Genomic DNA, 23,041 nt, shown 5'->3' with positions numbered 1-23,041 from the left:
TTGTTATCTTATTTTGGAGAGAAGAGGGATACAAAGATGCTAAGTGAGCAAACCATTGCAACGATCAAATCGACTGTACCTGTTTTGGAGGTACACGGAACTACAATCACCAAGCGTTTTTACCAGATGATGTTTGAGGCCCATCCCGAGCTTCTCAATATATTCAATCACGCGAATCAGAAACAAGGACGTCAACAGGGAGCGCTGGCCAATGCTGTATACGCGGCTGCACAGCACATTGACCGTCTGGAGGAAATTCTTCCGGTGGTACGTCAGATTGCACATAAGCATCGCAGTTTGGGAATTAAGCCCGAGCATTACCCTATCGTCGGAAAATATCTGCTCGCTGCGATCAAGGACGTACTGGGAGATGCGGCTACAGACGAGATCATTGCCGCATGGGCCGAGGCCTATGGTGTGATCGCTAATGTATTTATAGACATGGAAGCTGAAATGTACAAGGAGGCTGGACAGCAGCAGGGAGGCTGGTCAGATTTTAAGAGCTTTGTTGTGCAGAAAAAGGTTAAAGAAAGCGACCAGATTACGTCCTTTTATCTGGTGCCGCAGGATGGACAGGTGTTGCCTGAATTCGAACCTGGGCAATATATAAGCTTAAAAATGGAAATTCCGGGTGAACATAATACCCACATTCGTCAATACAGTCTTTCGGATGCCCCGGGCCACTCCCACTACCGGATATCTGTAAAGCGAGAGGATGCTGTAGAGTCCCGTCCGGCAGGTAAAGTATCCGTGTATCTGCATGAGCAGGTGCAAGAGGGCGATGTGCTTCAGGTATCTGCACCGGCGGGTGATTTTACGCTGGATCGGGCAGATCGCAGACCTGTCGTGCTGATCAGTGGCGGGGTCGGGCTAACCCCGATGGTCAGTATGCTGGCTTCCTTGGTGAAATCTGCTCCGCATCGGCCTATCACCTTTGTCCACGCAGCAGTCAACGGGGATAACCATGCTCTGCGTAATGAGGTAGAAAAGCTGGTCGCCACACATGCACAGGCTGCAGTTCGCTGGTGTTACAGCAGACCAACGGAGCAGGATCGGCTGGCACAGGCTTTTCACAAGGAAGGCCGTTTGGATCTGGCCTGGTTACAATCCGTGATACCGGAACGTAACGCACAATATTACTTTTGCGGCCCTGAGGGATTCATGCAATCGGTATACGGCCTGTTGAAGGAGTGGAATATCCCTGCTTCGGATATCCACTATGAATTCTTTGGTCCTGCTAGCGCATGGGAAGCAGAAGCACAATGACACATCAAAAAAGACGAAGGATATTTATCCTTCGTCTTTTTTGCGATGATTACGATCGAAAATCCTCTCATTGGGTACTACTTTTCAAAGTGCGCTCCTGTTTTCATAACAAGGGAGTACGCAAAAATTCCATACCTTGCGGCATATATGGGCGTAAAGCCTCCGGAATACGGATCGAACCGTCCTCTTGCTGGTGATGCTCCAGCAACGGGATCAGAATCCGGGGCGAAGCGACCGCTGTGTTATTGAGCGTGTAACAATATTTCAGCTTGCCGTCCGCATTGCGGTACCGGATGTTGGAACGGCGCGCCTGGAAATCAAGCAGCTGGGACGACGAATGTGTCTCGCCGTAAGCCTGGCGGCTGGGCATCCATGTCTCAATGTCCACCTGCCTGTAGGTTTTTTGCGCCATGTCGCCTGTACAGACAGCCATCTTACGGTAGGGCAGCTCCAGCAGTTGAAGCAGGTCTTCCGCATTGCGCGTAATCTCCTGAAACATCTGTTCCGAAGCGTCCAGGCTGGCTTCGCAGATGACGACCTGCTCAACCTTGGCAAACTGGTGCACACGATACAGTCCGTGCACATCCCTTCCGGCCGAGCCGACCTCATTGCGGAAGCATACGGACACGGCTGCCAGCCGAATCGGGTCCGTAACATCCACGATCTCACCGCTGTAATACGAGACCAGAGGCACTTCCGAAGTGCCTACAAGCCACTGATCCTCACCTGTGATGCGGTACGTCTGATCCAGTCCGAGCGGGAAAAAACCAGTGCTGTGCATGGCCTCTGCACGTACCATCAGCGGAACATCCAGCAACTGGAATCCGCGTTCAGTCAGCAGATCCACCGCAAGTTGCTGCACAGCTCGATGCAATGCAACCCCTGCTCCCGTCAGATAGTAGTTACGGGTACCGGCTGTTTTGACACCCCGAGGGACGTCGATTAGCTTATGAAGCTCACCGAGCGTCATATGATCCTTTGGTTCAAATCCGAAGTTCGGAACCGGCCCGACCTGCTCCAGTTCTACATTATCCTCATCCGATCTCCCCCGTGGCGTATCTGGCGATACGATATTAGGCATCAGAAGCAAGAGTTGTTGAAACTGTTCCTCTACTTCCTGTTGCGGGGCTTCCAGAAGATCTAGTCGTCCGTTAATTTCTTTGACCTGCCGCTTTGCCACTTCTGCCTGTTCACTCTGGCCGGCATGGATTAGCGCGCCAATATCCTGACTACATTGATTACGCTTCTGCCGAAGCTGTTCCACTTCCTGAAGTAGCTGTTTTCTCCGATCATCCAGGGTCAACAGCTCTGCGACCGATACCTGTATTCCTTTGCCGTCTGCTGCTGTCTGAACCTGTTCTTGATGCTCTCTGATCCATTTGATATCCAACATGACACCGCACTCCTTTTCGGATAAAAATACAAAAAGCGCCCTCATCCACATGGGACGAGGAGCGCTTTGGTCTCGCGGTGCCACCCAAATTGACCAGACAGCATGACAGATGTCATAACTCTCCAATCCACTTTGCTCCGCTGTAACGGGCGGGTCCGGTTTACTTAGGTACATATCGCCATATCCTACGCTAACGTATGGTCCTTGGCGTAAACGCCTCCGAGTTGGATGCTCTTCATAGGCATAATATCGTTTGCTTTTTTGTAAGTATACGGATTTTCGGCAGGTTAATCAAGGGCATGACTCTGCAACACATCCATGCGGGTTTCATGTTTGCGAAGGGGAAAGGTAGGCTTTATTTCTTATGTATATCTGTCCTACTTTTTCTGTGATGATGGAACTGGAAGAATATTTAAGTAAAAGCCCCAATTTAACGCCCAAAATGGGCTATAGTCTCTATAATGACTTTTTAATTTCATGTAAAATGTAATGATTACCAAAATGGACAGCAATGGAGGAGAACATGGAGGATTTTAAAGATCGTTTACATACGATCCGCCAAGAACAGAACAAGCTGCTCAAGGAGTATCAAACATTAATCGCGGACTATGAAGCCTCAGATATCATTTTGGAGAATGAGGTTCTGCGAAAAAAGTTCGAGGATTATCAGGCTCGCTGCATTCACTTGGAAGAGCGAGTACGACATATTGAGCAGGAAAATGGAAAGCTGCGCACTGCGCTGACGGAGCAAATGCTGAGTGAAAAAGCGAATATGATCCGCATTTCGCGTGAAAAGCTGGAGACCTATTTTGCCTCCAGAACTACAGAAGGGGAAAATCGGCTGACAGCCTTTGAATATGGGGCTAAAAACCGGGTGGACCAGCTTATTCAGCAAACTACGCATGAGCTTAAAGAAGATCAGGACGAGATCGTCGCCAGATTACGACTGTTCTCAGAGGAGATTCGTGACCGAATCATGGAGCAACGCGGGCGGTTTCAGGAGGCCGAGCGCAAATTGCTTCATCAGACGGCGAGCGAGCTCCAGCAGCTCGGAGAAGAAGAAATCAGCGAAGAAACGATGCAGAAGCGCATGAAGCAAAATCAGTTTGAAATGAAGCTAGGCTTGAACTGGATCAACAAGCTGGGGATTTTGCTCATTATATTGGGTGTGGGAGCCGCTTTTAAATACTCATACTCGAACTGGTTTACAGGAAATATGAAGGGCGTGGCCTTCTTTCTGCTAGGAGCGCTGATGCTGGGAGGCGGCGAATGGCTGTACCGCAAGCAGAAGCAGACCTTTGCGCTCGGTATTTTGGGCGGCGGTATTTCTGTACTGTACGGATCGATTTTTTACAGCTACTTTTTGCTAGAAATCATAGGAATGTATACAGGCATAGGCTTATCCGTACTCGTTACGGTGACCGCTGTGCTACTGTCATTAAGGTATGAATCCCGAACGATATGCTCTTTTGGTTTAGTAGGGGGATATCTCCCGCTCTTTTCCTATATGGCAGCGAACGGACTGGAAGGGAACGCCGTGTATATCGCCATGGGCTATTTGTTCCTGTTAAACTTGCTGATTCTGCTTGTATCCTTCCGCAAACGGTGGGTCGTCGTGCAATATATCAGCTTTTTACTTAATACGCCCTTGATGATTGTGCTGGCGTGGTTATCGGAAAGTGCCGTAGCGAGCATGCTGTATGCAGTCATTACATTTGCGATGTACCTCGGGATGACGCTGTGGGTGCCGTTCCGTTTAAAAACAAAACTGTCATGGCTGGATTTCTCCCTTTTGGCTCTGAATACAGTCGTGAGCTGTTCCGTTCTGTATTCTCTGTTCGGCGATGCAGGCCTGGATGATTATAAAGGCTTGCTGGCTCTCGTCTTTTGCTTGGTGTACGGGGGTCTGGGACAATGGGTCCGTCGATATATTCCAGAGGAGAAACAAACCAAAATATTATTTTATGCGACTTCGTTGACCTTTGCCATCCTTATGGTGCCGTTCCAGTTTGGAGTTAGATGGTTATCCATGGGCTGGTTGATCGAAGCGGTTCTTCTTACATTATATGGGCACCGTTACCGGTTGAAGGAATTGGAACGAGCTGGCTGGGGCATTTTATTACTGTGTCTGGGCGCATTCTTTTTCGTCGATTTCCCTATATATCTGTTGTCAGGATTTGAGACAGACTATTTTGGACTCAAATATACGCTCATTACACTGGGAATGTTGATCGTTACCGTCTTCTATGCGATTCAATTTAGCCGTCCGAATGCTTTCAAAAACAATCGTTTGTACGAAATGCATATCATGCAAGGATTTAAATATGTAGCTTTGGTGAACGTGTATTTCTACCTTTTGTATGAAGCAGGGCATTGGTATAACATCGTTGTATCCGACGGGTTTGTCCATTACACCTTGTACAAAGTGTTGTTGTACACCTGCGTATCGCTGGTGTTGGCTTATTTCCTGCCTAAGGTGAGGTTGCTGTATGATCGGGTGATTAAATACTACAGCTTGGCGTTGTACGTCATAGGCTACGCGCTGGCACTGGTGATCACCGTAACGGTTCCAACCTTGCATGAAAATTATGCACAAAATACGGCTGCTGATTATGTGGCGTTAGTGGTACTCGCAGCCTTTAATGTGCTGGTATTCTTCAGCAGCAGGGATTTTCTGAACGCACTGATGACCCGACATTATAGAAGCAATGAGTTGTATCCGGTCATTATGGGTGTATATTTGCTGGGTATCATAACCGCCTTTCTCGGAGTTCAGTTCCGCCTGGGGGATGCTGGTCTTGTGTTCAGTCTGGTGTATTTACTGCTGGCCATTTTGTATATTGTATACGGCTTCCTCAAGCGAGTGGTCTACATTCGCAGATTTGGATTGGGCTTGACCTTGCTGTCGACAAGTAAGCTGCTGTTGTATGATCTGCACCTGTTAACGACGGGGAGCACGATTGTAGCCTACTTCTCTTTTGGTGTTGTACTGTTGGCGATTTCGTATATTTATCAAAAAGTATCTAATCGCATGGGAGAGACCATAATAAAGAAGAATGTTGAAGAAAATATGTAGTTTTCTGTTGTATTTTGTAGATACGGAACATTATGAAAATAAATCCGGTAATAGTGAAAAATTATGCATGACCTTACATCCTACTTACGCTATAATGAGTAAAAATTATTTATGTACGCATGCTCATGTTTATGCGTAAGTAGAGAGAATGAGGGGGATATAATGAATTTGAGCAAGGGGCAGAATAGCCTGTCTGATAAAAATGAACGCTTCTCGTCTGCTGGATTCATATTGGCGGCGATCGGGAGTGCGGCAGGACTAGGTAACATATGGAAATTTCCGTATATTACAGGACAATATGGCGGAGCTGCATTTTTCTTATTGTTTATTGTCTGCCTGTTGCTTGTTGGTTTGCCTGTACTTTTAGCAGAGCTTGCGCTTGGTCGTGCAGGTCGAGGAAGTGCTGCTTCTGCAATGGTAAAAGTAGGCGGTCACCCGATTTGGGGCAAGATGAGCATTATGTTTGTTATCGTGCCTTTTGTTATCTTATCGTTCTATGCCATTGTAGGAGGCTGGACACTGCATTATGCCGTAGAGGCATTTAGCGGAAATCTGTTTTCAAATAATGATTTTGCTGGACAGTTCGCTTCTTTTTCCTCCGGGTATGCGCCGTTGGTTTGGCTGTTAGTTGTTTTTGCATTTACAGCAGTCGTGGTTACTCTTGGGGTATCAAACGGGATTGAAAAGTTCAATAAAATTTTGATTCCTGCCAAGGTCATCCTGTTGCTCGTGTTGATGATTAACGCTCTTATGCTGCCAGGCTCTGGTGCGGGCGTATCCTTCTTTCTGAATCCCGACTTCTCTAAGCTAAGTATAGAGTCTGCATTGGTTGCTTTGGGACATGCCTTCTTCTCACTCTCACTGGGGATGGGAATTATGATCACGTACGGTGCGTACGTGGATCGCCGTCAATCGCTGGGTGGAGCCATGCTGGCAGTTGGTGGCGGAGATTTAATCTATGCGTTTATCGCAGGTATGATTATTTTCCCTACAACCTTCTCCTTCGGAATTAACCCAGCTCAAGGACCATCGCTGGTTTTCATTGCTTTACCGGCTGCTTTCTCGGCAATGCCTTTTGGTGCATTCTTCGGCGGTTTGTTCTTTGTACTGCTGGCGGTTGCTGCATTAGGTTCTATGGTATCCTTGCTGGAAGTTCCAGTAGCCTATGTCATGGAGCGTATGCGTTGGAGCCGGGTTCGCTCTGTTATCGTCGTATCGGTCCTGTGCTTGATGCTGGGCGTCCCTTCTGCATTGTCCATGGGCCTGGTGCCGGAATTAAAAGTGGGGGATAAATCATTCTTTGATTTCGTAGACTTCACCGCTTCCAACATCTTCTTACCGTTAGGCGGTTTGTTGATTGTTATATTCACAGGTTATTACTGGAAGACTGCGGCTGAGCATGCGAACATCAAACCCTTCTGGTTCAACGTGTGGTTATTCGGTCTCCGGTATGTTGCACCGATCCTGATGTTGTTGGTCTTCCTTCATACCTCAGGTATCATCAAATTTTAAGAGCATAGAATACTAATAAAAAGGCATTTTCTTCCTAAGGGAAGAGATGCCTTTTTTTGTATATCTATCAGTGGTTACCTAACTGTGGAAAGGAATGATATAATAAAAACATTGTCATTAATTTTAACTTCATTGAAATCATTACGATTATGAAGTTTTATATAATGAATGAAAAGGCTACAGGGCATCGCACAGACGATGTGCAGGAGAGGGAAAGGGCAGAAGAGCATTGAAACAGACAGGGAGCTTGAATTTGCAAGAAGGACGGCGGCTGAAATGAAGTCTAAACAATTGCCGTCACAACGTCGTTATATGCCAGGTTTGGATGGATTAAGAGCGCTGGCGGTCATCGCAGTCATTGTGTATCATCTGAATCCGGATTGGTTGCCGGGTGGTTTGTTGGGTGTAGGCGTGTTTTTTACTTTGTCGGGGTATCTGATTACAGATATTTTGGTGAGTCAGTGGGATACATATCATAGTTTTAAAATGAAAGATTTCTGGTTGCGTCGTGCCAGAAGGTTGCTGCCTGCCATGTTGACGGTTGTGGCTGTCATTGTCCTGTGCTCGTTGCTTTTCGATCCGTCACGGCTAACGGCCTTGCGCGGAGATGTACCTGCCGCATTGGTGTATATGAGCAATTGGTGGTTTATCTTCCATCAGGTTTCGTATTTTGAAAGTTTCGGCCCACCTTCTCCGCTCGGGCATCTGTGGTCGCTGGCGGTGGAGGAGCAGTTTTATATCTTATGGCCTTTACTGCTGGCGCTTGGGCTAAAATTCATGCCCAAGCGTATTGTGCTCGCAGGCTGGGTGACTTGTCTGGCGTTAATATCTGCACTCCTGATGGCCGTGATTTACGTACCAGGAAGCGACCCGAGCCGGGTGTATTATGGCACGGATACGCGCGGATTTGCTCTGCTGATCGGTGCGGCGCTGGCCTTGGTATGGCCAAGCGGCAAACTGAAAGAGCAAGCTTCTCCTAAGGCGCGTATGCTTTTGGATAGCATCGGTGCAATAAGCTTGCTGCTGCTTTGTCACTGGGCGTGGGCCTCGAATGAATACGACCCATCTCTGTACCGGGGCGGCCTGCTGGGCATAGCTTTGGTCACTGCTATTGTGGTCGCAGCGTTGGCACATCCGGTAAGCCACCTTGGTCGTCTCCTTGGAATCAAGCCGCTACGCTGGATTGGAGCCCGTTCCTATGGACTGTATCTGTGGCATGTTCCGGTTATTACGCTAACGACGCCTCAAGTAGATACCGATGGCGTGCATGTGATGCGTATCATTTTACAATTGCTAGCTACCGTATTGCTGGCGTCTCTCTCATTTAAATATATCGAGGAGCCGATTCGCCATGGAGGATTCCGCCACTGGATCACAGAAATCCGTTCAGCGGTTCGTAGACAGGCGCGGTGGAGATGGATGCCTACAACTACAGCGGCTGTGCTTTTTGCAGGTATTCTCGTGGGTACCGTCCACCTGTACGTGGCGTCTCCTGATGCAACGATTCAGGCGGCATCAAGTGATGAGAAGCCAGTCGCAAAGGCAAAAGCGATGCCGCCGCTTCACGGAGCGGTATCCGTGGCTTCCAAGGAGCCCAAAGCCATCAAGCTGCAAGGGTCCGAGGGCAGCAAGGTGCAGATCCCAGTCCCGTCTCAAGGCCAGACGCCTAAAAACACGGCGGTCCAGGCTGGTACTACGGACGATGTTACGAAACCGTCGGAACCTTCGGACAAACCCAAACAAGCTACGCCTATTACAGGTGATGGGTCGAGTGTGACCGCCATTGGAGACTCTGTCATGTTGGATGTACAGTCGTACATTCAGGATTCCTTCCCGGGAGCTGTTGTAGATGGACGGATCGGCCGTCAGATGGCGGAGGCGCCTGCCGTACTGGAGCAGCTAAGACAGAACGGACAGCTGGGTAAGACAGTTATTATTGAGCTGGGCACGAACGGCGCTTTCACCAAGGATCAGTTAGCGAATTTGCTGGCCAGTCTGAAGGATACGAAGCATATTATACTCGTGAATACCCGTGTGCCTCGGCCGTGGGAGAGTATTGTGAACAAGCATCTTGCCGAAGCAGCGTCCCAGGACCCGCGAATTACAATGATTGACTGGTATGCAGCTAGCTCTGGTAAAAATTCATATTTCGAGCATGACGGAGTACATTTAAAACCTAGTGGTGCTAAAGCTTATGCGTCCTTGTTGGCTCAGGCCTTAACGAAGCAATCGTAATAAACTGCAATGATACTCATAAATTATGCAAATGCAAGACAAGAAAGCCACCGGGAGTAGGTTGTCCTCTGGTTGAAGTGCATCCCTAAATTTTCATCGGCTAAACCTAAGGGTTTTTCCCATGGCCATTCTAAGGCGTGTACATCAACCCTGATCCGGTGGTTTTTCTTATTTTAGTGGGAGGTACATAAGCTAATGGAAAAGGGCTATTCACATAGTAGGACAAGAGAACACCGCTTGAAGAGGAACAGAAAAAGACTAATTTTACTTGCTATTATATTATTTGTGGCAGGCTGTATTACTTTCATTGCGATAAAGGTCTCAGATAACAAAACGCATGCGCCAACACAGGAGCTTGCTAAAAAAACAGATTCCGTATCCAAGGACTCATCAAAAGGTAAAGTAAATGCGGGGGCAAAAGGTAAAGCGGTCTCTCCAAAAAGCGACCCCGAAGTAGAAGATGGTGCCTTTGTCGAAAAATATTTAAAACAGCAAATGCTAGGGCAGATGCCCGATGGAGCCGATGGTAAAAAAGTGGCCTACTTATCCTTTGATGATGGTCCATCCGTGACGGTAACACCTAAAATATTAGACATTCTGAAAAAACAGAAGGTCAAGGCAACCTTTTTTATCGTAGGAAAAGAAGCCGATGAAAATGAACATACCAGGAACATTATCAAAAGAATTGTTAAAGAAGGTCATGCGATAGGAAACCACACGTACTCTCATAATTATAAGTATTTATATCCTAACAAGAGGGTAAGCACGGACCATGTTATGCAGGATATTGAGAGGAACAATAAGGTGTTAAAAAGTATTCTGGGGCCAGAGTTCACCACAAGAATGATCCGGTTTCCGGGGGGCCACATGACATGGAATAGCAGAGATCCACAGGGGATGGCTGCTTTGGATAAAGTTTTACATCAAAAGGACTATCATCAGGTAGATTGGAATGTATTAACGAAGGATGCAGAGGGGAAATCCAAGAAGGCACCGGCACTAATCAACCAGTTTATAAGGTCAGTCAAAGGTCGTGAAAAAGCCATCATACTCATGCATGACACCTATGGTAAAGAAGAAACCGCAAAAGCGTTGCCGCAAATTATAGAATTCCTAAAGAAACAGGGATATGAGTTTAAGGTTATGAAGTAGGATATGTTTATATGTAAGAAAAGGACGGGGCTGATGGCCACCGTCCTTTTTGCAATTAAGGTTTATACTTCGCGTGTTTAGATGCGTTCTGCTTCACCCATCGCCTGAATGAAAGCCCCGATACCTTTGGGATCGTTGGTTATAATCGGCTCGCTGATATAGTAAGCGAAGGTGCCATCCCGACGATCTTTACCACCCAAACCGCTTACTTGCACCGTTTTGTTCAGATTCACGAGTCCTTCTTCAGTAATCGTGATAAATTCATCGATAATTCCCTTACGGATAATTTCTGCCTCTTGACGATATTGCTCTGGCAGATAGCCTTTGCGAACGCCCTTGGCAATAGCATAGAGAATCATGCAGGAAGCAGAGGCTTCCAGATAGTTGCCTTTCACATGGCCCAGGTTGAGCACTTGATAAAAGACTCCACTTTCTTTATCACGCACTTTCAGCAGGGCTTCCAGTGTTTCCGTCAGCATATCAATCAGGACGGGACGGTCTGCATGATCCTCTGGAATATAGTCCAGCACGTCAACGAGTGCCATAACGAACCAACCCATCGAGCGTCCCCAGAAATTTTTGGAGCAGCCTGTTTCCGGGTTGCACCAATGCTGCTCACCTTTCTCATCCCAGGCATGGTAGAGCAGGCCTGTTTTAGGATCACGTGTATGTTCATAGCAGAGCTTGAATTGCAGGGTCACATCGTCAAACTCTGACGGATCTCCGAATTCACGGATAAATTCAGCGTAGAACGGGGCACCCATGTACAAGCCGTCGAGCCAAATTTGATACGGATAAATTTGCTTATGCCAGAATGCGCCTTCGCTTGTGCGCGGGTGTTTTTCCAGCTGACTGCGTAATTGGTAGGCTGCCTTTTTATATCGTTCATCTCCTGTAGCACGATACAGAGAGAAGAGCAGCTTGCCGTTATTCACATGGTCAATATTGTACTCATCTACTTTATAGCGCTGAATAACGCCATTTTCGTCAACAAAATGATCCATATGTTTCTTTATATATTCCATATACTTGGGATCGCCTGTCAGTTCGCCAACCCATTCCAGACCTCTGTAAATGACGCCGTGGTCATATTCCCATTTTTCATAAAATTCCGGACTTCGTTGTAGAACGGAATCGCTCATACGTACTGCCCAAGAATCTGTTTTTGTAGGACTGGTGGTTGGTTGTGATGTTGGATTTGCCATGATACAGTCACCTCTTTAGTAAATGTTTAATCTGTATTTGTTATTGTTATTACATAGACGGAGTGTGTGTTTTAGGGTCAACAGGTTTGTTCTTGAAGCCCACGTTATTGTTGCCCCAGCACCGATCGTAATGGAAACCTGTCAGTTCCTCGAATACCTTTCGTGCTTCCGGTTTGGCTGATTTCATGGAGCCACCGTTTTTGAGGCGGTCAATTTCGGCGATTAGCTTCTTGTGGCTGTCAATATCCAGCTTCATCACGACAGACGCAATCATACCGATGATCGCGAGAACGATGGTACCGACCACGAGTACATAAAAGATGGCGTGCTGAGCAGCGACTGGCTGACTATCAGCCCCGGATACAAAGCCAAAATGCTGTAATACCCAGCCAAGAATGAAGACGACAACGGCCCGCACCATTTTTCCGGCAAAAGTCATCATACCTGCATAAATACCTTCCCGGCGACGGCCGGTCAACGCTTCATCCACATCGGCAAGGAACGTGTATTGATTCCAAGGGATGTAGTAGACGCCCCCAGTACCAAGCCCCATGAACAGGGTGATGACATATAGCCATACCATCGTATTCGAGGCTCCCGTTATATAGAGCAGGCCATAACCAGCTACGCTAAAGCAAACGACAACGAGTGCGGCGATGAAAGGCATACGGAACCCTTTACGCACGCAGAATTGGATGAAGAAATAGGTAGAAATCAATTGAATGACAGAGTTAAAGCTGTTCAAATTGGATACCATCTCCGAGCTTTGGAACAAGGAGAAGACAATAAAGTACGTAAAAGCAGAAGTAAACAGCCACTCAGCTGAAAAGCCGCCCAGGTACATCCCGAGATGATGACGGAACGTCTTGACTCGGAAGGTAGAGGAAATGTCGACAAACAACTTTTTCATCGAATCTATAAAGGAAAGCGGAGCTTCACCTTCCAGTTCCTTTTGCAGTTCCTCACTTGGACGTTCCCAGGAGTTTTTGTATAAGAATGCCATCGCAATCAGCAGAATAGCTGCAAAAACGAGACCGGTATAAAAGAAAGGCAATGGAGAGTCTTTGCCATACTCGGCAATAAAGCGACCAGGGATAAAAGCGGCAGCGAAATTGGCAATTTTGCCAAACATGGCCTTCCATCCAGTCAATCTGGAGCGTGCGCCGAAGTCCCGGGTCATCTCCGACGCTAGTGCTTCATACGGCACCATGACAGAGGTATACACCAGTTCAAACAGCACATACGTACTCAGGTAATACCAGAAGCCCAACCCATCTACCCAAAGCATCGGATACACGAGCATCAGCGGGATACCCATCATGATGAAAAAGCGACGTCTGCCGAATTTACGGCCCAAGCGGGTCCGGTGAAAGTTATCGCTGATAAAGCCCATGACCGGATTGCTGACCGCATCTATGATGCTGGCAACAGAGAAAATGGCCGCGGCCTGAACGGGAGACAGTCCGCAAAAGGTTGTATAAAAGTACATTAACCACGCACCGCTAATAGCAAGTGCGCCACTTCCCAGCATGTTACCGCTTCCATAGGCGAGTGTATGTTTCAGTGTGATTCTTCGTTCCATGATCTGTTCACCTCATATTTTGTCTGGTTATGAGGACAATCACCGGTCGCTATATTATGCAGAATTGTCTAAGTTGGTAGATGGGCCAGGGCGTCCTGAGTTGGAAGGGGCGTTTAGCGTGCCCCTATATTAGTGCCGCTCGGTGTTCCCGAGCCGATCAGATCGCTTCCTTTGGCCAGCTTAAGGAAATCACCTAGCTGGATGGAACCGTCTGCACTTCGAGTGATAGAAGGCGTGAGACTAACAAAGTCGTCTGCACTGACTACCAGACCTTTGGCATTTGTCGATTTTTTGTTTTTCCACCAAACGCTAGAGTTGTCCTGATCTGTACCGCTTGTTTTGTCACTAGCGCTTCCCTCAAAGGAAAGATTGTTTATGAACACGTGATCACCCTTGTCAAAAGCAAAATTACTTTGTCCATTGTCCCACGAAGTATTATTGGTCAACGTAATGCTGCCGGGGTTGCTATTGTAGGTGAAGCCGTGTTTTTTGTTCTGGAAAGCAATGCTGTTTTTCACAATATGGTTGACTTTGATTTTGTCTCCACCCAGCTTAAATCCGTTGCCGTCGCTGTTCGCGGTAGACGTTCCATCTGAGGTCTGCCCGTTGTGGTGGGCCACACTGTTCAAAATGGTTACTTCGCCGATGGGACCCGTTTCGGTTTTGCTATACAAATCCCAGCCATCGTCTACGTTGTACGCAGCCAAGCAGTTATCAAACACATTGCCTGATCCTACAGTTAATTTAGCCGCGAAGCCATCGGCATCCTCACCATTATCGGGATCAGCGTTATCGTGAGAGTAAGAATTCAAAATCAAATTGTTCGAAGGCCACTCACTAGTGGAAGCGTTAGGCGAGTAACGTCCAAGCTGGAGTCCAGTATCCCGGTTGTGGTGGGTTTCCACGTTTTCGATTCGGTTATTGCTGCCGCCGATATAGATACCATTATCTCCGGCACCCTTTACTTCAAGGCCCTTTACTAGCCAAAAGTCTCCGTTAAGCTGAAGTCCACGATTGGCTGAACCAAAGGCTTGAGCAGAGAAATCAAGTACCGGCTTTTCACTACCGTAAGCGACCAACCCTTTGAGTGAGCCGTTATTGCCGCTGTTTTCACGCTGAATTGTAATCGTTGAGGAGTAAGTGTAGTTACCACCGCGCAGATAAATAGTTTTACCAGGAGCAATTTGTGTAAGTGCTGCTTCGAGCGTGGTAGGACTGGATATTGTACCCGGATTGGACACGTTACCATTTGGCGACACATACAAATCTCCTGCCGCTAACGTTGTGGAGACAGCTGTTGCGTCGGTTGTACTAACTGCCTCTTCTGTGAGTGCAGAAGAAGGGATGTCGTTGGATGACGTATCTGCGTAAGCGGTTCCAATAAGACAAGAAGAAGCGAAAACAAAAGAAACACCGAGCCTTAGAGCGTTAAATCCGTTTTTTGGACGATCATTTCGTTTAAACATGTAATTTCCTCCTTATTTGAGCTCATATTTTAAAAGAAGATAGCATCTATAAAAGTGACTCATGCTGTCTTTCCACTAAAAACAGGACACCTCCTGGGGGGACAGATTGATCTACCATTAGTCCAAAACGCTCTAAGAAGTATATGCACAGTGTAATATATGTTAACGTTTGCATCAACAGTTTTTTACTGTTTTTTTGATATTGTGAAAAAAAGTTCACACTTTTGTTTCAACTAAAAATGCAATTTTGCCAGACTGGGAAAATTTGATTATACTTAAACATTATACATATAATAGGAATGAAAACTGTGAGAAAGGGTGGGTTTAGTGCATGGAGAGTGGAAATCATTTGACGGATTCAACTGTCGAACAATTGCAGGAAAAGCAGCCACGAGTGAAAAATGAGATGATCGATTGGCTTAAGGCCATTATTGTAGCCATTGTGCTCGTGTTCATTATACGTTGGCTATTATTTGCGCCATTTATTGTTGAGGGAGCGTCCATGGAACCGAATTTCAAGACAGATGAACGAGTGGTCGTGAACAAGATGATTTATGATTTTCGTGATCCCAAGCCGAGTGAGGTTGTTGTATTCCATGTGAAAAAGGAACAAAAAGACTTTATTAAGCGTGTTATCGGAGTGGCTGGGGATACGATTCAGTATCAAGGCGATCATCTTTATGTGAACGGTAAGAAAGTAGAGGAGCCATACATTCAGGGAGCTATTCAGAATGCGCACGCCAAGGGAGAACTATATAACAATGTTGATTTTCCAAATGGAACCATAACCGATTCCAAGGTACCTGAGGGTTATATTTTTGTGATGGGCGACCACCGCAATAATAGTAGGGATAGTCGTGCTATTGGCTTTGTTTCTATTAAAGATATCGTTGGCCGTGCGGATGTGATTTTTTGGCCGGTGGATAGCGCGCAATGGGTTAAGCATAAATAATATAAGAGCGCCTAAGAGGGGGGGATTCCTCACTTAAGGCGCTTTTTACTTTATAATCTCATTATATTTTTTTCGTAAACGGGTCAGGAAGCTTGCTATGGACGAAATGCTAAAGGCGCTAGGCCAATTTAAGGCTTAGCATGTGTACCATGGACAAGCCTGTTTAGGCCTGAACAGGTTGAAACCAAGAGGACTTGCGCGAACAACACGCAAGTCCTCTTTTTTTTGCATCTGGCTTCGCATCCTTGACTCAGCCTTTGACGGCTCCAGCGACGACGCCTTTGACAATGTATTTTTGCAGAAAAATAAATACGATGATCGAAGGCAGAACAGCCATTACCATTGCGGTCATGGCGTATTGCCAGTCTGACGTATACTGTCCGACAAAGGTGTAGGCGGCCAGCGTCAGCGTTTTGGTGCTGGGTGAGCCATTGACCATGAGTAACGGAAGCAGAAAATCGTTCCAAATCCACATCACGTCGATAATGACAATGGTGGCGGTGACTGATTTCAGCAAGGGGAAAATCACGGAAAAGAAAAGCCGGAAGCCCGAGGCTCCATCGATTTTGGCGCTTTCGTCAATCTCAGCCGGAATACCTTTCACGAAGCCGTGATAGATAAACACTGCCAGCGGTGCGCCGAAGCCCCAATACAGCAAGCCAAGTCCCCAAGTGCTGTCTGCCAGATTTAAGTCTTTCGCCAGTCGCAAGACAGTGAGCATGATGGACTGAAACGGGATCAGCATCGGCATAATGCACAGCATGTAAATCACGGAGCTCCATTTGCTTTTGGTTCTTGCCAGCTTGTAGGCCGCGATGGAAGATATCAGCACGATACCTGCCAGGCCGACGACGGTAATAATGGTGTTATTGAGAAATAGGCGTGGATAGTCGATGAATTTCCATACATATACGTAATTATCCAGCGAAAGCTGCTTGGGCAGCGCAATGACGTCGGTCATGACCTCAGCGAAGCTTTTGAACGAATTGTTAATGGCGAGAAACAGCGGGTACAAAAATAACAGTGATAATACAATCATGCCCGCTTCTAGCAAAATACGTCCCGTACGGCTGCGTTGCATCAGGCTTCAACCTCCCTGCGTTTGAAAATAGACAATTGAATAATCGTAATGATCAGGACTGCAACGAATAAAATCAATGCTTTGGCTGTTCCGTAGCCATACAGATTGTTCTGGAATGTGTCCCGGTAAATATCATACGCAATGCTGTATGTCGTACCTCCCGGTCCACCGCCGGTCAGAGATAAAATGACGTCAAACACTTTGATCGAGTTGGTCAGTGCCATGAAGACTGAGATCGTAATGGAAGGTGCAAGCATCGGTAGAATAATACTGAAAAATCTCCGAATCGGCCCCGCGCCATCAACAATGGCAGCTTCTTTTAGATCCTCTGGCACAGATTGTAAGCCTGCAATATAAATGACCATGTAAAAGCCAATGGATTGCCAGATTGATACCGCCAAAATGGAAACAAACGCGAGCCCTTCCTCACCCAGCCAGCTTAGCTGGAAGATGCCCCAGCCTGTACTGTGTCCCAGTGACTCAAAGCCTTGCATGAAGATGAATTTCCATATAAAGCCGACAATCACGAGACTGAGGATATACGGGATAAAGAAGGCCGCCCGCAGCCAAGCCGAGCTTTTCAGCTTCATATCGAGAACGAGCGCCAGCAAAATGGCCAGCACATTCACCAATACAATGTACAGGATGGCATACTTGACGGTAAACCAGGCTGCATGTGCAAAATTGGCGTCCCCAAGCAGGATTTGCTTGAAGTTATCCAAACCTACAAATTTCGGATGTTTGGATATGCCGTTCCACTTGGTCAGGGAATAGCGTATCGTCATCAAAAATGGAATATAAAATGCAATCGTAATGCACAAGATTACGGGCAGTGTGAATAAACCGAATTCCAGTTTACTACCCTTGTCGCCCCAGGTTCCCCTTTTTTTCAGCATAACGCACCTCTTTTTCTCAACATTTTCCGCTCTTTCGCTCCAAGCTGTTTAAGATATAATGAAAGTATAGGATAGCCCCTAGGGCCGGACCAATGGATTTAAGAAAACAGTTGAGGGTAAAAATGTGTACGCTTTCAAAAGGGGCGGTTATCATGATGTCAGAGCGCGTAGGAACGATTCTTCGCTCCATGTGGAGGAGGATCACGCAAAAATTAGTGAACAAGCTCATTCTTCTTTTTACCTCGGTGATTATTCTGGTGGTGGGCTCACTCACAATTATTTCCTATCAGATGATTGAAAAGGAGTCGGTTAACCATAGCATTGCCAGCACGACCAATAATCTGTTGCTGGTCAATCAGAATTTGGAGGATTACTTGGAGGGAATGCAGCAGTTGGCTCTTCCGCAGCTTCGTTATAACGATATCATGAACGCGATTGCCAATGAGAATCGGGACTATGCTTCGAGAATGGTCATTGAAAATTACTTGCGCAGCATGTTTTATTCGCGTAATGATCTGGAAGCGATCTATCTGTACGTGGCGGACCGACATCAATACTATGTGGTTACCAGGGAGACGTACAACATTACGGTGCGCAAAGGAATAAACACGGATATTCCCAAGCTTCCTTGGTATAAAGAGACGATGGCTAGTACCACGAACGAATCATTTCAATCCTTTGTGGGGTCCCGCTCTGATATGGGCTATGTGGCGCCAAAGGCCAGCTTTATGGCATACCATCGAGTGCTGAGGTCGATTGCATCCCGTCACCCGCAGGCGGTGCTGTCCTTTTATTACAATACGAGCGCCGTGGATGAAATCATGCAGAACATCCCACTGGGCAAAGGGGACCAATTGATGCTAATGAGCCCTAAAGGGGTTCCCTTTTATGTGAACAGCTTTCCGCTATATGAGCGGATGCGTGATTCCGGAGTGTTGGCACAGATTGGCAAGGGAGGAAGCGGGCGAGTAACGTGGTCAGATAACAGTGGCAATCAGGAGTATTTGGTCGTCTATGATGCTGGTGAAAAAGATGGGTGGCAGCTCATCAAGCCCATCCCATACCGCCAGATTTATGAAGCAGCTACGACAACACGGAATTGGAGCTATGCCATCGGGGCTTTATTTTTAGGTGTGTCTATTATATTAGTGACACTGACCTCGAACGCCATTACCCGACCTTTACATAAGCTGTCCACCCAGATGAAGCGGTTTAGCACCGGAGATTTTGGAGCAACAGCTCCTGTGAAGGGACATGACGAGATTGCATATTTGTCGCTGCATTTTAACGAAATGGTCCAAAGAACCGAAGAACTTATTAATGAGCGCTATCGCATGAAGCTGGTCGAAAAGAATGCCATACTCAAGGCGTTGGAGGCTGAAATTAATCCTCATTTTCTGTACAATGCCCTGCAAGCCATATCCACACAGGCATTAAAGCGGGAGATGTTCGACATGGCGGATATGGTGGATGCATTGGCCCAAACGTTGCGGTATTCCATCAACGGCAAGGATATCGTAGTTGCCCGCGAAGAGCTCAAGCACATTGAACGGTATATAGGTCTGCAAAAAGCAAGGTTCGGGGCGAGACTGCGGGTCGAAGTGGTATGGGAGGAAACGCTGATGGAGTTGCCGATCCCGAGATTATCTGTGCAGACGTTGGTGGAAAACGCTATCAAGCATGCGTTGGAAAAAGTATCAAGCGATATTCTGATCGTCATTTCAGCCGAATCGAGTCCTACAAATGCCACAATTGCAGTCAGGGACAACGGACCTGGAATTTCAGAGGACAAGCTGAGAATGGTGCTGGATTCATTCCATGAAAAATGGGAAGAACGGGAGAGCCAGCATATTGGTTTGAAAAATCTGAACACACGGCTGAAGCTTTTGTACGGAGATCAGGCAGGATTATTCATACTTACGGATGAAACGGGAACGGAAATGAGAATGCAAATTCCCCGGGGAGGAAGTAGTCATGTATAACGTATTGATTATTGACGATGAAGAGCCGTTGCGCGAAGCCATTCGTATTATCGGGGACTGGGACCGTCTGGGCATCGAACATATTTATGAGGCGACGAATGGAAGGTTGGGACTGGAGCTGTTGGGTCAGCACCATATAGACGTGGTGATGGTCGATATGAAAATGCCTGAGCTGAACGGTATTGAATTTCTTCGTGCGATCGAAAAGGCATATCCCCATCTGCTGACGATTGTCATTAGCGGCTACAACGACTTTGAATTTACACGGCAGGCGATACAATCCCGGGTAGTGGACTATCTGCTCAAACCTATCAATCGTCAGGATCTGAACCAGGCACTGCGCAAAGCAGTGGACATTCTGGAAAGCCGAGAGCAAAGCAAAAACAAGTTCATTAGCCAGAACATTACGCTGAATATGTCACTGCCGAAGCTGAAAGAGAAGCTATATTTGTCCATTTTGGACGGTAGCTTTAAAAGGCAGGCCAATACGGCGTTGCTCCCATTGATCGGAGCGGATCAGAAGGGGAATCGCTTTGGGGTGATCGTGCTGCGGCTGCTGAACAGGGATGAGATTCGCAGGACGCGTTTTCATGGCGATGCCGATCTGATGGATTTTGCCGTGACCAATGTGTTAGCTCAGACGTCAGATGAACGGTTGAGTTGTTTTAGCTTCTCCCATCCGCGACGGGAGCGTGAGGTCGTTTCGATCTGTACCCTGGCCCCAGGACAAGAAGAACATATGGCCTTACTATTGGCACAAGTGACACAGAAGGCGGTGGCCAACCTGCATGGGCTGTTCAGCATGGTGGTAGTTGCCGGATTGGGTAAGCTCTGCATAGATGTATTGGAGCTAGCGTCTGCTTATATGGATGCCAAGACGCTCATTCACAGCACGGATGTGTTAAAGCTGGAAGGGGAATCCATTCTTCATACAGTGCCACGGCAAATGGGTACGTTAGAGGAAATGTCATGGACGGAGCGACTGTTGTCGATCCAAAAGGATGCTCAGACAGGTCAGGCGAACCGGGCAAAGGTACTGCTGGGCGATCTGCTGAAACAATTGGCATCAGGCCCTATTTTCCGTTTACAGGATGCGGATCGAATGATGAAGGAGTTCCATTTTTTACTGAGAGAAGCTGCGATTGAGTTGGGTGCGTCTACGTCAGCGTTGAATCAAGATGGAGCTTTGGAAGAACCGGAGCAAGTGGGGGAAAGCGATTTGTCTGCTGATTTTACGAGTTTTGCCCATTATGGTCAGAGATTGAATCGAATGCTGGAGCTTTACATTGCTGGGGTCCAACATGCTCAAGCGGGGAACCAGCCCTTTGACATAACGGACATCAAAAGGCACATCGACCGTTATTATTTCGAGGATATCAAAATTTCGTTTTTTGCCGAAACCTATTTTTTGAGTCGGGAATACCTGATGAAGCTGTTCAAGCAGCAGTTTGGTTACGGTATTCACGAATATGTGCAGAAGGTTAGAATGGACAAGGCGAAGGAGCTGCTGGGTGATTCTAGCCTGAAAATACAGGAAATCTCGGATATGCTTGGCTACAAAGATAAAAATTATTTCAGTAAGGCTTTTCGTAATTATTATCAGGTGTCACCGTCTGAGTATCGCGTGAGCCTGCAATAAACCACTTTTTTACCCTTAACGCTTCACTAATCTGCCTTTTTAAATTGGAGTATATTTTTTAGAATGAGCGCATGGACGTTGATCACAAACAAATGGGGGAGTATCCATGTTAAAGAAGATGATGGCGTTATCCGGCAGTTTGCTTTTGACGGTCGGTTTGTTGAGCGGATGTGGAAGCAGCGGCGGCACGGATGCGTCGAAAGAAAGTGCTGGCGGCAAAGAAGATTTGAAAACGGTTACAATAAACATGTTCACAGCTTCACCAGAGTATACCGATGCTTTTAACGCGTATATTGAGGAGTATAAGAAGGTCAAACCTAACGTGAAGATCAATCTGGAGATCATGCAGGCAGACTACAACACGATTCTGAAGTCGAAAATAGCCTCAGGTAGTACACCGGATGTATTCCAAACGACGGCTGGAGGCGACATCGACACGTATGCGGATTATAGCGCCGATCTGACCAATGAGCCACTGGCAGCAGCCATGACGGATGCTGTTCGAGCGAATATGAGCTCCAGTGACGGCAAAGTGCTGGGTCTCCCGGTAAAGGGGAACCTGTTTACGCTGATTTACAATAAGGATTTGCTCACCAAGGCTGGGGTAACCTCCCCACCAAAGACGATTGCAGAAATGCAGGATGCGGTCACCAAGCTAGAGGCGAAGGGCATTACTCCATTTGCCAACGCATATAAAGAGTGGTGGGTATGGAAGCATATCTTCCAACACTATGTAGATGCTGCTGCGCAGGATGCAGGCGTGGAACCGAAGCAACTCGTTAGCGATTTTATCGCAGGCAAAGCAAAAATCAAGGACTACCCAGTGCTGTACAACAACTTCTTTAACTTCATTGATTTGACGGTGAAACATGGCACAGATAAGCCGCTGGAACGGGACAGCAATGCGGAAGTAAGTGATTTTGCATCCGGAAAAGCTGCGTTTATGACGGGTAAAGGTGCGTGGGATGAGGAAGCAATCAAGAAAATTAATCCTGATCTTAAAATTGGCATCATGGGATATCCGGTGAGTGACAAAGCTGATCAATCGGTCATCATTACCGGTGCAGATCAGGCGCTGCGTATCAACAAGGATTCCGAAGTATCGAAGGAAACGATAGAATTTTTCAACTGGCTGTACACTTCGGAATACGGCAAGAACTGGTTCTCCCAGGTAGCGAAGGTGATTCCTCCAATTAAGGATGCACCGCTTCCTGATCTGGAAATGCCTAAGGAAATGGAAAGCATTTTGAAAACGTCGAAGTCCGGTGATCTGTCTGTTAACTACTCGCTGGATACGTTCCACCAAAAATTTGGCGAGCTGATGCAAGCATATATCAGCGGTAACATGAACAAGGATCAGGCGGTTGCAGAGATTGAGAAGGCATGGGTGCAATTAGGTTCAGCACAATAAGATTGGTTCCGCAGAGGCGTCCGTAAGGGCGTCTTTTTGTGTTATAGCTAGGAGGCCGAGAGGGCGTAGACAAAAAAATATTTAATAATATTTAAATATTTACTTGCAAAAAGTTATTGAGTTGTGGATAATAGGTTGTGTGCAATATATCTACAACATACGACATACATAATGACTGCAAGTTGCAAATGTG

At 46.9% G+C, this 23,041-nt stretch carries 15 protein-coding genes; 9 read left to right on the top strand and 6 right to left on the bottom strand.

What is annotated here, in order from left to right; genetic code table 11:
- Positions 1-36 precede the first annotated feature (36 nt).
- On the top strand, positions 37-1,266 hold the full coding sequence (gene hmpA, locus JOE49_RS04765) for an NO-inducible flavohemoprotein (RefSeq protein WP_023990957.1): 1,230 nt from the start codon (positions 37-39) through the stop codon (positions 1,264-1,266).
- Positions 1,267-1,369: 103 nt separating this feature from the next.
- Here hmpA and serS read toward each other — a convergent pair whose 3' ends face one another.
- Complete coding sequence (serS, locus tag JOE49_RS04760; RefSeq protein WP_209940654.1) at positions 1,370-2,659, bottom strand: serine--tRNA ligase; 1,290 nt, start codon at positions 2,657-2,659, stop codon at positions 1,370-1,372.
- A gap of 523 nt (positions 2,660-3,182) precedes the next feature.
- Here serS and JOE49_RS04755 point away from each other — a divergent pair.
- From JOE49_RS04755 to JOE49_RS04740, 4 genes are all read left to right on the top strand, one after another.
- Complete coding sequence (locus tag JOE49_RS04755; RefSeq protein WP_209940653.1) at positions 3,183-5,735, top strand: DUF2339 domain-containing protein; 2,553 nt, start codon at positions 3,183-3,185, stop codon at positions 5,733-5,735.
- 162 nt (positions 5,736-5,897) lie between these two features.
- Positions 5,898-7,247 carry a sodium-dependent transporter gene (locus JOE49_RS04750; RefSeq protein ID WP_013312591.1) on the top strand — a complete coding sequence of 450 codons (1,350 nt, stop codon included), beginning with the start codon at positions 5,898-5,900 and terminating at the stop codon, positions 7,245-7,247.
- 276 nt (positions 7,248-7,523) lie between these two features.
- Positions 7,524-9,482, top strand: a complete 1,959-nt coding sequence (locus tag JOE49_RS04745; protein ID WP_245248345.1) for an acyltransferase family protein — start codon at positions 7,524-7,526, stop codon at positions 9,480-9,482.
- 195 nt (positions 9,483-9,677) lie between these two features.
- Positions 9,678-10,634: a polysaccharide deacetylase family protein gene (locus tag JOE49_RS04740; RefSeq protein ID WP_160788290.1), complete on the top strand. Its 957-nt coding sequence runs from the start codon at positions 9,678-9,680 to the stop codon at positions 10,632-10,634.
- A 77-nt stretch (positions 10,635-10,711) separates the two neighbouring features.
- On the opposite strand, the gene JOE49_RS04735 is transcribed toward JOE49_RS04740, so the two are convergent.
- The 3 genes from JOE49_RS04735 to JOE49_RS04725 form a co-directional block, all read right to left on the bottom strand.
- Positions 10,712-11,839 (bottom strand): glycoside hydrolase family 88/105 protein, encoded by a 1,128-nt coding sequence (locus JOE49_RS04735; RefSeq protein ID WP_023990952.1) that lies wholly within the window; start codon positions 11,837-11,839, stop codon positions 10,712-10,714.
- Between the two features lie 49 nt (positions 11,840-11,888).
- Positions 11,889-13,421 carry an MFS transporter gene (locus tag JOE49_RS04730; RefSeq protein WP_025719365.1) on the bottom strand — a complete coding sequence of 511 codons (1,533 nt, stop codon included), beginning with the start codon at positions 13,419-13,421 and terminating at the stop codon, positions 11,889-11,891.
- 113 nt (positions 13,422-13,534) lie between these two features.
- The gene (locus JOE49_RS04725) at positions 13,535-14,887 is read right to left on the bottom strand and encodes a right-handed parallel beta-helix repeat-containing protein (RefSeq protein ID WP_023990951.1); all 1,353 of its coding nucleotides are present in this window, start codon (positions 14,885-14,887) and stop codon (positions 13,535-13,537) included.
- Between the two features lie 331 nt (positions 14,888-15,218).
- On the opposite strand from JOE49_RS04725, the gene lepB reads away from it, so the two are divergent.
- The gene (gene lepB, locus JOE49_RS04720) at positions 15,219-15,839 is read left to right on the top strand and encodes a signal peptidase I (RefSeq protein WP_023990950.1); all 621 of its coding nucleotides are present in this window, start codon (positions 15,219-15,221) and stop codon (positions 15,837-15,839) included.
- A 250-nt stretch (positions 15,840-16,089) separates the two neighbouring features.
- Here lepB and JOE49_RS04715 read toward each other — a convergent pair whose 3' ends face one another.
- Both JOE49_RS04715 and JOE49_RS04710 read right to left on the bottom strand, forming a co-directional pair.
- Positions 16,090-16,920 (bottom strand): carbohydrate ABC transporter permease, encoded by an 831-nt coding sequence (locus JOE49_RS04715; protein ID WP_013312583.1) that lies wholly within the window; start codon positions 16,918-16,920, stop codon positions 16,090-16,092.
- The gene (locus tag JOE49_RS04710; protein WP_013312582.1) at positions 16,920-17,816 is read right to left on the bottom strand and encodes a carbohydrate ABC transporter permease; all 897 of its coding nucleotides are present in this window, start codon (positions 17,814-17,816) and stop codon (positions 16,920-16,922) included. The genes JOE49_RS04715 and JOE49_RS04710 overlap by 1 nt, the downstream gene beginning before the upstream one ends.
- A 122-nt stretch (positions 17,817-17,938) precedes the next feature.
- On the opposite strand from JOE49_RS04710, the gene JOE49_RS04705 reads away from it, so the two are divergent.
- The 3 genes from JOE49_RS04705 (at position 17,939) to JOE49_RS04695 (ending at position 22,848) form a co-directional block, all read left to right on the top strand.
- Positions 17,939-19,798 (top strand): cache domain-containing sensor histidine kinase, encoded by a 1,860-nt coding sequence (locus tag JOE49_RS04705; protein WP_209940651.1) that lies wholly within the window; start codon positions 17,939-17,941, stop codon positions 19,796-19,798.
- Positions 19,791-21,437 (top strand): response regulator transcription factor, encoded by a 1,647-nt coding sequence (locus tag JOE49_RS04700; RefSeq protein WP_209940650.1) that lies wholly within the window; start codon positions 19,791-19,793, stop codon positions 21,435-21,437. The genes JOE49_RS04705 and JOE49_RS04700 overlap by 8 nt, the downstream gene beginning before the upstream one ends.
- Before the next feature lie 106 nt (positions 21,438-21,543).
- Positions 21,544-22,848, top strand: coding sequence for an ABC transporter substrate-binding protein (locus JOE49_RS04695; RefSeq protein WP_023990947.1), 1,305 nt, complete (start codon positions 21,544-21,546; stop codon positions 22,846-22,848).
- Positions 22,849-23,041: the final 193 nt, after the last annotated feature.

The organism is Paenibacillus sp. PvR133 (genome assembly GCF_017833155.1).
GTDB lineage: Bacteria > Bacillota > Bacilli > Paenibacillales > Paenibacillaceae > Paenibacillus > Paenibacillus polymyxa_B.
This window is presented reverse-complemented; position numbering and strand designations above follow the sequence as displayed.